Source organism: Actinomadura sp. CNU-125 (assembly GCF_001942465.1).
Classification (GTDB): domain Bacteria; phylum Actinomycetota; class Actinomycetes; order Streptosporangiales; family Streptosporangiaceae; genus Spirillospora.
This window is the reverse complement of the sequence record NZ_MKJY01000181.1, coordinates 1-10,657: the sequence shown is the minus strand read 5'-3', so window position 1 is coordinate 10,657 and position 10,657 is coordinate 1. Positions and strand designations below refer to the sequence as shown.

Below are 10,657 nucleotides of genomic sequence, written 5' to 3'. Positions count from 1 at the left end.
CCGCCGCGTCGCCGTGTGCGCGCCGCCTCGACGACGCGGGCGGCGTCCGTCGCTCCGCGACGTACCGCAGCGCGTGCACGGCGTGCGCGCGCGGCTCGGCCGCGCCGCCCAGCGCGGCGGGGACCAGCAGCGGCACCGCCGCCGGGCCGTGCCGCGCGAACCACGTGCGGACGGGCCGCTGCGCGCCGGAGCGGCGGGCCAGCCAGCGGGCCATCAGCGCGGCGATCTCGGCGTCCCGGAACGGGACGAGCAGGCCGCGCCCGCCGGGCGCGGTCGAGCGCGCGACCCGCAGGGCGTGGTCGCGGACGTCCAGTTCGTGGCGCGCGACGAGCGGCCGCGTCCACATCGGGTCGTCCGGGGGCGTCCATCCGGCGAGCAGCGGCCCGGCCACCTCGTCCGGGGCGTGCAGGAGCACGACCACCTGCTGTTTCAGCCCGGCGCCCCCGGCCCGGAACCTCTCGATCGCCCCTTCCAGCCCGTCGCGGCCGAGCGACTCCGGCCGGTACTTCGCGGCGTCGGCCCACTTCTCCCGCTCGCCGTCCGCCCACACGACCGTCCGGTCGGCCGGAACCGCGAGGCGGTGCACCGGGACGGCGGGGCCGGGGGCTCCGCCACGGCGGCCGGACGACGCCGGCGGCAGCGCGTCGGCGGGCGCGTCCTGGCACCGGGCGGGGCGCCGGAGGCGGCGCGGGCAGCAGCCTGCGGGCCGTTCGGGGAAGCGGCGGGCCGCGGTGGCGAGGGCGCGCCCGGCGTGCATGTCCCCGCCCGCTCGACGAGGACGGCGAACGACGCGTCCGCGGGCGTCGCGGCCAGCAGTTCGAGGACCGCGTCGCGGTGCGCGGCCCGCGGCCGGGCGTCCAGCGCGGCGCCGAGCAGGGGCGCGAGCGGCGCGGGCCCCACCCGTTCGAGAACCGTCGCCAGGACGTCCGGCACCAGCTCGTACGGGCCGAGGCTCAGCCCGTCGCGGACGCGCTCGAACTGCGCGGCCGACCGCAGGGAGCACCACAGCATCCACCGCGCGCCGCGCTCCCGGACGCGCGGGCGGGGCCGCGCAGCACTCGTCCAGCCAGTCCACCCGGGCGGGCGCGAGGTAGGACGCGACGGCCCGCCGGACGGGCGCGGTCCGCAGGTCCGCGAGCCGTTCGGGCACCGCGCCGTCCAGCAGCTCCCGCATCCGGCCGACGCCGCCCGACGCCGCCTCCCGCCACAGGTCCATCGGGTCGTCGGGACGGGCGACGCGGACGCCGCTCGTGGCGCTGCTGTGGCTACGCCGGGGTGTCCGGTCCGGGTGCAGGCCGCTCAGCTCGACGAACGCCTCGGCGGCGAAGGCGAGGCCGTGCTCGGCCGTCCAGGCGTCGGCGAAACCGTCGTACCGGGTCTCGTAGCGCGGGCCCCGCGGGCCGTAGAACCGGGCGGCGAACTCCGCCTCGTCGGAGAGGGCGACGAGGGTCGCGGCGGCGCCCACGGCGTCGGCGCCGCCGTCCAGGTAGGCGCGGGCCCGCTCGCCCAGCCCGTCCGCGAAGAGCACGTCGCGTCGATGTACTCCTTGAGCCGGTCGCGCACCCCGGCGATCCGCCGCAGGACATCGGCGGCGAGCGTCTCGTCGATCCGGGCGTCCTCGTCCATGGACGACGACCCTAGAGACGATCAACGACATTCCGCCCCCGAACCCGGGATTCCGGGGCGCGGGGCGGGCGCGTTCGCACGGGGCGCGCCGCTGACGGCGGCTTGGCGGATCCTCGACGCGCCGTTGACCGACCAGCGACGATCACATAGAGTCATTATTTGACTACTCTTTGTCACGACTTGATGATCGAGCCGACCGGACGGTGCGGAGGGAGGGGCCCATGAACGTGCGACGGTCGTTGGCCGAGGACGTCGCGGCGGGGGTGGAGCTGCCGCCGATCTTCTGTCCGCTGGAGCCGGCGATCAACCCCGCGTGCCGGGCGGTCGAGCGGCGGGCCGTCTCCTGGCTGGACGATGTGGGCCTGTGCGCCGACGCCGGGGAGCGGGCGAGGGTGATCGGCACGCACAGCGCCGACTTCTACGCCCGGTTCGCCCCGCACGCCGACGAGGACCGGCTGCTGGCCGCCGCGCTGTGGGTGTACTGGGGGTTCGCGTTCGACGACGCGTGCTGCGACGCCGGGCACTACGCCGCCCGGCCCGCCGAGTTCGTGCCGATGGCGTCGCGGGTCCAGCGGGCGCTGGAACGTCCCGTCCCGTCCGCCGGGGACGACCGCTACGCCGCGGCCGTGCACGACGTCGGGGCGCGGTTCCGCGAGCTGGGCACCCCGGTGCAGTTCCAGCGGTTCGTGGCCGCGCAGCGCGCGTGGCTGGCCGGGGTGGCGTGGCAGGTCGCCGACCGGGCCCGGGGGCACATGCCCGACCTGGACGACTACCTCACGATGCGGCTGCACTCGGCGGGCGGCGAGCCCACCTTCGCGATGCTGGAGATCGCGGACGGCCGGGAGGTGCCCGCCGCGGAGATGGAGCGGCCCGCCGTGCGGGCGCTCACCGAGGCGGCGATCGCGGTGGCCGCCCTGGACAACGACCGGCACTCGCTGGCCCGGGAGATGGACCAGGACCACACGGGCCAGAACATCTACAACGTCCTGCTCGCCCACAACGGCGGCTCCTTCCCCGCCGCGGTGCGGACCGCCACGGGGCTGCGCGACCGGATACTGCTGCGCTTCGTGAGCCTGCGCGAGCGGCTGCTCCCCCGGCTCGGCTCGGCGGGCCGCGGCTACGTCGACGGCCTGGCCTACGGCATCCGCGGCAACGCCGAGTGGGGCCTGCGGGTCCCCCGCTATCTCGGCGACACCGCCGCCCGCGAGATCACCTGGGCCGAACGCCCCATGGACGACAGTGCCGAACCGATCCCCGTCCCGACCATCGCCTGGTGGTGGGACGTGTGACGGACGCCGAAGCAGCACCGACCCTCGAAGGAGACCGGACATGACCAGACGACGACGCCGCACCGGCACCACCCGTCACATCGGCGACCTCATCGACGACACCCTGGACCGGGCCAGCGACGTCGAACACGACCTGCGGCGGGCCGCGCGCAAGGCCGTCGAGAACCGGGACGACGACTGGGACCGGGACCGGGACGACTGGGACCGCGGCTGGGACCGCGACGACTGGGACCACGACGACCACGACGGCGACTGGGACTGGGACGACTGCGACTGGGAGGACATCGAGGACATCCTCGAAGACCTGTGGGACCTCGGCCGCCGGCTGCGCCGCTGCCGGGACGATCGGCGCCCGCGCCGCGACCGCGCCCACGCCCCCGTCCGCGCGACCGGGACCGGGACCGGGACCGGGATCGAGGCCGGGATCGGTACCGAGACCGGGACCGCTACGCCGGGTCCCGGTCCCATGACGGCGGTGACCGGCTCGCCGGTCAGCTGGCCCGGCTGAACCGCCGGATGGAGGAGCTGGCGCGCCAGGTCCGCACGGAGAACGGCGACGACGACCAGCAGCGCTGAGACCGCTCGCCGAACCGGCCGACGGCCGGGCCGATGCTCGGGACCGCATGGAGGACGACGGTGGACAGGACAGGGGCGGCCGGTCGCGCCCGGCGCCTGCGGTACAAGCGCGACGGGCGGCTGTTCGACCTCGACGAACGCAGGTTCGTCGACCTCGCGGAGCTCGCCGACGACGTCCGGACCGGACGTCCGTTCCGGGCGCAGCGGCAGGGCACCGGCGCCGAGTGCACCAACGAGGTGCTGGTCGAGGTGCTGCGGACCATGATGTCCCACCATGCCGGGCAGGCGGCCGCCCCGGCGCTGCTCGGCATGGTGGGCGAGCTGCTGCGCGCGCCGGACGACGCGGAGCCGCCGCCGCCGCCCGAGGACGGCGGCCGGCGGATGCGGAGCCGGTCTTGACCGCCGCGCGGCTCCGCACCGTGACCAAGGTGCTGACCGAACTACTCGGCTGCCGAAAGCGGCCCGGACGCCCGGACGGCGGTGCGGCGCACGTCCGGGCCGTCCCGCCCGGACGGCGCGGACCGCCCGGACGGCGGCGAGGCCGGACGGGCGCGCGCCGTGCGGCTCGCGCTGGAACGCCTCGGTCCCTTCTACGTGAAGATCGGGCAGATGCTGTCGACCCGTCCGGACCTGGTCTCGGCGGAGACGAGGGCGGAGCTGGCGCTGCTGCACGACCGGGTGTCGGCCGCGCCGTTCGCGATGTTCGAGCCGGTGCTGGCCGCGGAGCTGGGCGCGGGCTGGGAACGCCGCTTCGCGCACATCGACCGGTCGCGGCCGCTGGGGTCGGCGTCCCTGGCCCAGGCGTACCGGGCGGTGCTGCGCGGCGGCGAACCCGTGGTGCTGAAGATCCAGCGGCCCGACATCCGCTCCCAGGTGCTGGCGGACATGCGGCTGATGCGGCGCGCGCGCGGCGTCCTCGGCCGCGGGGGTTCCCGGGACCTCAACGGGCCGTGATCGACATCGAGGCGTCACTGAACGTGATCTTCGAGGCCATGGAGGCCGAACTGGACCTGACCGTCGAGGCCGCCAACATGGACCGGGCCCGCGGCCTCGTCGAGCGGTTCGAGTACCTGGACGTGCCCGACGTGATCCGGGCGGCGCCGCGGGTGATCGTGCAGAGCACCGCGCCCGGACGGTCCGTCCGCGACGTGGACACCGGCTCCCTCACCGAGAAGGAACGGCTCGGCATCGGCCGCGACCTGCTGGCGTTCATGTACCGCGGCTATTTCGTCGACCGGTTCTTCCACGCCGACCCGCATCCGGGCAACATCTTCGTCGCGCCCGGCCACAAGGCCCACCTGATCGGACTGGGGGATGGTCGGGCGCATCGACCGGCGGATGAGCATGACGCTGGTGACGGTGCTGCTCGCCCTGGCCCACAACGACGGTCCCGGCCTGGCGCGCGCCTGGGTGGAGCTGGGCCGCGCCACCCCGTGGGCGGACATCCCGGGGTTCGCGGGCGACATGGCGCTGCTCGTCCCCAAGGTCGCGACGGCGTCGCTGGAGGACCTCGACTTCGGCGTCACGCTGACGTCGGTGCTGAAGTACTCCACCCGGCGCGGCATCCAGACCAGCCCGGTGGTGTCGCTGCTGGGCAAGTCGTTCTCCAACATCGAGGGCTCGGTCCGCCACCTGGCCCCCGAACTCGCGCTGACCGACGTCTTCGAGGAACAGCTGCGCGACATCCTGCTGCACCTGGCCGGCGAGTCGCTGTCGGAGATCCAGGCCGCCCGCACCGCGCTGGACCTGATGATCGGCAACACGCTGGCCCCCGAGCAGTTGCGGGGGCTGGTCCGCGACGCCGCCAACCGCGACCTCACCGTCCGGGTCGGGCGGCTGCGGGACGCGCGGGGCAGCGGGCCCGCACCGTCCGCGACCGCACTGCGGACCGCCGCGATCGTCGCCGCCGCGCTGTGGTGGTCCCGGCGTCACCGGTGCCCGCCGCCGGACGGCCGGTGACCGCGGGCATCCGGCCTCGTTGAGGAGACATTCACGTGGAAACCGACCACCCCGCCCTGGCCCGGGACCTGTGCGGGCCGCTGCGCGCCCGCGTGGACACGGAACTGGCCGCCTTCCTCGACGGACGGCTGCGCGACCTGGGCGACGAGACCACGGCGCCGCTGTTCCGGCTGGTGCGCGAGTTCGTGCTGCACGGCGGCAAACGGCTGCGGCCGCTGCTGTGCTACTGGGGCTGGCGCGCCGCGGGCGGCGCGGACTGCGCCGAGATCGTCAGGGCCGCGTCGGCGCTGGAGATCTTCCACGCCTTCTGCCTCATCCACGACGACATCATGGACGACAGCGCGCTGCGCCGCGGCCGCACCACCCTGCACCAGGCGCTGACCGACCGGCACACCGCCCACCACTGGCGGGGCGACCCGCGGCGGTTCGGCGTCGCCACCGCCATCCTCCTCGGCGACCTGTGCATGACCTGGGCCGACGAGCTGCTGTACACCAGCGGGCTGGCCGCCGAACGGCTCGCCGCCGCGCGCCCCTACTACCACCGGATGCGCGCCGAGGTCTGCTACGGCCAGCACCTGGACATCATCGAGCAGGCGCACGGTCCCACCACCGCCGAACGGTCCATGCGGGTGCTGCTCTACAAGTCGGCGAAGTACACCGTGGAACGTCCCCTGCAGGTGGGCGGCGCGCTGGCGGGCACGTCCCCGGCGCTGCTGGCGGCCTTTTCGACGTTCGGGGTGGCGGTCGGCGAGGCGTTCCAGCTCCGCGACGACGTCCTGGGCGCCTTCGGCGACCCCGACGTGACCGGCAAGTCCGACATCGACGACTTCCGCGACGGCAAACCGACCGTCCTGATCGCCCACGCGGTCGAGCACGCCACCGCCGCGCAGCGCCGCCTCATCAGGACGCTGCACGGCAGCCCGCTGCTCGACGAGGACGGCGCCGACCGGCTCCGCGAGATCCTGGTCGACACCGGCGCGCTGACCGCCGTCGAAGGAATGATCAAGGAGCGCGAGGACCGGGCCGTCGACGTCCTGACCACCGCGCCGATCACCGAACCCGCCCGCCTGGCCCTCACCCGGCTCGCCGGGGCCGCCACCCGGCGCACCGCCTGACCGGGCCGCTCGCGCCGCCGGGCTACCGGGCCGCTCGCCGCCGGGCTACCGCGCCCGGCGACCGGTGAGCCAGACGATGTCGGCGAGGGCCTCGGACGCCAGCGCGAGGTCGGACCCGTCGATCGTCACTTCGCGGACGCGGTGCTCAAGGCTGTTCCCGACGAGCCGCACCCGTACCCTGACCTTGATCTCGAGTGCGCCGGGATGCTCCTGGGCGAGGACCTCGTCCGCGAACTTCCCGTTCTCGTAGTCGTCCCTTCCCGTGCGGGAGTGCCTCCAGCCGCGGTGTTCCAGTTTGCTGATCCGTCCCGCCTCCACGAGCGCCCCCTCGAACCGCTTCAGGCGGCCCGCCGCGCGCTCGTCCTCGGTCGGCAGCTGGAACGGGCGGCCGAGCTGCGGGAACGGCTGGTCGAGTTCGTAGTCGGCGAACAGCTCCGCCCACGCGCCGAGATCGCCGCCCAGTTCGGCGGGGTGGGCGAGGCGCACGACGGCCGTGCCCGGCAGGTCGAACGCGTCGTCGTGGACGTCGGCGAACGTGCCGTCCTCGACGATCCGGAAGCCGGCGCCGTCGGCGCTCCACACGAGGCGGCGGGCGATGTGCCGGACGAGCGGATGGTCGACGAACAGTGCGCGGAACTCGGCCGTTCGCCACGTGCGGCCGCGGGCCATCGCCTTCTCCAGCCGCTCCATGAGGTAGGTCGACGCGGTCCGCACCTCGGCCTTCATCGCGGTGAAGCGGCGGCTGGCGGCGGCCGCGAGGGCTGGATCGTCGTTCGCGCCGGGCTCGGGCAGGTACTTGAGCGGCTGCCCGTTCTGGTCGGCGACGTACGGTTCGAGCTTGTCGCCGAATCCGACCCGGAAGCGGCGCGGGCCGTAGTCGAGCGTCATGCCGGCGTCGGCGTCGAGACCGTAGTCGGGCATGATCCGTTCGGAGAGCCGTTCCCCGGTCAGGTGAGCGCGCGCCGCGACCTGCGCGAAAAGCATCCGCGCCTCCTCCCTGACCCCGGACTTCCCGCCCTTGCGCCTCATCTCGTGCAGATGGAACAGCGCGACGGGGGTGCCGAGGGCGGCCAGCGCCTCCAGGCCCTTCACCGCCCGGTCGTGCTGTTTCTCGCCGGCCCACTCGCGGATGAGCGGTGCCAGGTGCCGCACGGTGTCGTCGTCACCGGACAGGGCCAGGGACCTCAGCGCCCAGTTGTCCCGGGGCTGTGCGCCATGCGCCTGCCACGCCTCGAACAGCGCCCGCCCGAACTCGGCCAGGGAGAGCGGGTCGAGGGCGTCGCGGACGTCCGCGACGCCGGACAGGCCGGGGTCGGCGATAGCCAGCATCGTCACCAGATGGGCGGTCGCGGCGACGGGCAGCACGGCGGAACGGTCGCGCAGCAGCACCCGCGGCAGGACGTCCGGGGCGGCCCACGCGGGGATCTTCGGCAGGTCCGGCGGGGGCGCGGGCGCCGCGAGGAGCCGTTCCATCGCCTCCCCGTGCTCCCCGGCCGCCGCGACGACCGACGCGGTGTCGGTCAGTTCCGCGACGAACCGCAGCGCGTGCTCCGCGTATCGCCGCTTCGCGCCCGAGCGTCCCAGCGCGGCGGGCACGAGCAGCGGGACCGTGTCGGCGCCGTGCCGTCCGAACCAGCCGCGGACGGGTTCGAGCGGCTCGGTCCCGCGGGCGAGCCAGCCGGCCATCCGCTCGGCGACCTCGGCGTCCCGGAACGGCACGAGCGCTTCGCGCGCGGCGTACGCATCGTCCTTCTTCGGGCGGCGCGCGAACCCCAGCGCGACGTCGCGGGCGCGCAACTCGAAACGCGCGACGAACGGCCGGACCCACTCGCCCGCGTAGTCGTAGATGTACGGCTCCCATCCCGGGACGAGTTCGTCCACCACGTCGTCCGGGGCGTGCAGGAGCACGGTCTTCTCCTCCCTGCTGTCCCCGGCGTCCCCGTTGCGGACCATTTCGATCGCCTTGGCCAGCGCCCTCTCGGGCTTTCCCGCGTGCAGGTACTCGGGGCTCCAGTTCGCTGCTTCGGCGGCCCACCGCTCCCGCTCACCGGAGTCCCACACGATCTCCCGGCCGGGGGGCGGCTTCAGGCCGGTCACGCCCGGCGCCTCGGTCCGCGTCCACGGCGGACGCACGAGGAGGGCCGGCAACGCGCCCTCGGAGGCGTCCGGCACGGTTCGCCCGTCCGCCCCGGGACCGGCCGCATCGGGACCGGGCTCGGTGAGCCGCCCGGCGCGCTCCGGGAAGCGCTTGGCGGCGGCGGCGAGGGCGCGGCACACGGGTGTCCGGTCGGCGCGCTCGACGAGGGCGGAGAACGCCTCGTCGTACGGAAGCCTCGCCAGCAGCGTGAGGATCGCGTCGCGGTTGGGGGCGGGCAGGTCACCGTCCAGCGCGCGGCCAGCACGGGCACGAGCGCCGGGCCCCCCGCCGCGTAGATCGTGGCCAGGACGTCCGGCACCGGCTCGTACCGGCCGGCGTGCAGCGCATCGCGGGCCCGCTCGACCTCCGCCGCCGATCCGGGGCAGCACCACAGCATCCAGCTCGCCTTCCGCGCCCACCCGGCCGTGGCCGGATCGGCGATGCACTCGTCCAGCCAGTCCACCCGGTCCGGGGCGAGGTACGACACGATGATGCGGCGCAGCGGCGTGGCGCGCAGTTCGCCGAGGCGGTCGAGCACCGTCTCGTCGGCGGCGGTCAGCAGTTCCCGCATCCTGCGGACGCCGCCCTGCCGGGTCTCCCAGAGGAAGTCCATCGAGTGCGCGAAGGACCTGCGGACTCCGGACGTCTCGAACAAGTCGCTCCGCACCGTACAGGGACCGATTTCGCTCAGCTCGATGAACGCGCTCGCGGCGAACGCGAGCCCGTGTTCGACCGTCCAGGCGTCGGCCAGCCCGTCGTAGCGGGTCTCACCTCGCGGCCTGGCCGCCTCGTAGAACGACGAGACGTCCGTATCGGACAAGAGGACGAGCGTCGCGGCCGCGCCCACGGGGTCGGCCTCGCCGCCGAGGTAGGCACGGACGGGGCCCTCCAGCTCATCGTCGCAGCGGTAGCCGGCGGTGTCGAGCCACTCGCCGAGGCGCTCGCGCAGACCGGCGACGCGCCCGAGCACGTCACCGGCGAGGGCCTCGTCCACGGCGGGGTCCGGCGGTACCGGCCCGTCCCGCCGAGGATGCATCCGAGACCGCCACGAAGCTGGGATAACCGACATGTCTCGCCGCATGGGGCCGACCTTACGACACCCCGCGGACAATTAATGATCTTCACGGTCCCACCGCCCCACCACGCCCTGGACGATGCGCGGCCGCGCGGCCGGCCGACGCCGATGCCCGACCGGCATCCGGACGGCCGCGACCCGCGCCCCTTTACAGACCGCCGCCCACGACCGGCCACGACCACACGCCCCCGGACGAACCGGAACCGTCAGACGACGATTTTGGCGGTGGAGCCGCCGCGTTCCTTTGTTATGCGCAGCTGGGCGGGGATTCGGGCGCGCAGTTCGGCCACGTGGCTGACGATGCCGACGGCGCGGCCGCCGTCGCGGAGGCCGTCCAGGACGTCCATGACCTCGTCGAGGGTTTCGGCGTCGAGGGTGCCGAAGCCCTCGTCGACGAACAGGGTGCCGATCTCGCGCGCCGGTCTTCGGCGGTGACGACGTCGGCGAGGCCGAGCGCGAGGGAGAGCGAGGTGATGAACGACTCGCCGCCCGACAGCGTCACGGGGTCGCGCTCCTGGCCCGTCCAGGCGTCGGCGACGCGCAGGCCGAGCCCGCCGGCGCTGCGGCTGCGGTCGCCCGCCGCCTTGGCCTCGGTGGGGATCAGCTCGTAGCGGGCGCCGAACATGTGCACGAGGCGTTCGTTGGCGGCGGCGACGACCTGTTCCAGCCGGGCGCCGAGCACGTAGGCGGGCAGCGAGATGCCGCGTTCGTTCAGGGGGGACTTGCCGGACGCCAGGCCCGCGAGGCGTTCGGCGACCTCGTACTTCGCGTGGGCGGGGCGCCAGTCGCGGACGGCGGCGTCGAGCCGGGCGCGCAGGTCGGCGAGGCGGGCGAGCCGGACGCGCGCGGCCTGCGCCGACGACGGCGGCGGTGGCGTGCG

The 10,657-nt window shown here is 74.8% G+C and carries 8 protein-coding genes and 3 pseudogenes; 7 read left to right on the top strand and 4 right to left on the bottom strand.

What is annotated here, in order from left to right; translation table 11 throughout:
- Positions 1 to 1,528, bottom strand: a pseudogene (locus tag BJF79_RS21450) (hypothetical protein); the annotation flags it as partial.
- Between the two features lie 319 nt (positions 1,529 to 1,847).
- Between BJF79_RS21450 and BJF79_RS21445 the strand changes: the two are divergent.
- The 7 genes and pseudogenes from BJF79_RS21445 to BJF79_RS21425 all read left to right on the top strand — a co-directional run bounded on the left by BJF79_RS21445 (position 1,848) and on the right by BJF79_RS21425 (position 6,565).
- A complete protein-coding gene (locus BJF79_RS21445) occupies positions 1,848 to 2,915 on the top strand; it encodes a terpene synthase family protein (RefSeq protein ID WP_075899937.1) in 1,068 nt (355 codons plus the stop codon).
- 40 nt (positions 2,916 to 2,955) lie between these two features.
- A complete protein-coding gene (locus BJF79_RS21440) occupies positions 2,956 to 3,423 on the top strand; it encodes a hypothetical protein (RefSeq protein ID WP_075899935.1) in 468 nt (155 codons plus the stop codon).
- Positions 3,424 to 3,551: 128 nt separating this feature from the next.
- Complete coding sequence (locus BJF79_RS21435) at positions 3,552 to 3,890, top strand: hypothetical protein (protein WP_075899933.1); 339 nt, start codon at positions 3,552 to 3,554, stop codon at positions 3,888 to 3,890.
- Between the two features lie 81 nt (positions 3,891 to 3,971).
- On the top strand, positions 3,972 to 4,445 hold the full coding sequence (locus tag BJF79_RS60970; RefSeq protein ID WP_262402373.1) for an AarF/UbiB family protein: 474 nt from the start codon (positions 3,972 to 3,974) through the stop codon (positions 4,443 to 4,445).
- A gap of 38 nt (positions 4,446 to 4,483) precedes the next feature.
- Positions 4,484 to 4,735: pseudogene (locus tag BJF79_RS67115) on the top strand (AarF/UbiB family protein); the annotation flags it as partial.
- Positions 4,736 to 4,829: 94 nt separating this feature from the next.
- Positions 4,830 to 5,450, top strand: coding sequence for a hypothetical protein (locus tag BJF79_RS60960; RefSeq protein WP_262402371.1), 621 nt, complete (start codon positions 4,830 to 4,832; stop codon positions 5,448 to 5,450).
- 35 nt (positions 5,451 to 5,485) lie between these two features.
- Positions 5,486 to 6,565 carry a polyprenyl synthetase family protein gene (locus BJF79_RS21425; RefSeq protein ID WP_262402370.1) on the top strand — a complete coding sequence of 360 codons (1,080 nt, stop codon included), beginning with the start codon at positions 5,486 to 5,488 and terminating at the stop codon, positions 6,563 to 6,565.
- A 45-nt stretch (positions 6,566 to 6,610) separates the two neighbouring features.
- Here the strand turns inward: BJF79_RS21425 and BJF79_RS21420 are convergent, their stop codons facing one another.
- The 3 genes and pseudogenes from BJF79_RS21420 to BJF79_RS21415 form a co-directional block, all read right to left on the bottom strand.
- Positions 6,611 to 8,662, bottom strand: coding sequence for a DUF4132 domain-containing protein (locus BJF79_RS21420; protein WP_143220075.1), 2,052 nt, complete (start codon positions 8,660 to 8,662; stop codon positions 6,611 to 6,613).
- Positions 8,659 to 9,696, bottom strand: coding sequence for a hypothetical protein (locus tag BJF79_RS53560; protein ID WP_143220074.1), 1,038 nt, complete (start codon positions 9,694 to 9,696; stop codon positions 8,659 to 8,661). The genes BJF79_RS21420 and BJF79_RS53560 overlap by 4 nt, the downstream gene beginning before the upstream one ends.
- Positions 9,697 to 9,983: 287 nt before the next feature.
- Positions 9,984 to 10,657: pseudogene (locus BJF79_RS21415) on the bottom strand (SbcC/MukB-like Walker B domain-containing protein); the annotation flags it as partial.

Coding starts and splice junctions, on each gene's coding strand:
- BJF79_RS21445 (WP_075899937.1), top strand. CDS start 1,848: ATGAACGTGCGACGGTCGTTGGCCGAGGACGTCGCGGCGGGGGTGGAG.
- BJF79_RS21440 (WP_075899935.1), top strand. CDS start 2,956: ATGACCAGACGACGACGCCGCACCGGCACCACCCGTCACATCGGCGAC.
- BJF79_RS60960 (WP_262402371.1), top strand. CDS start 4,830: ATGAGCATGACGCTGGTGACGGTGCTGCTCGCCCTGGCCCACAACGAC.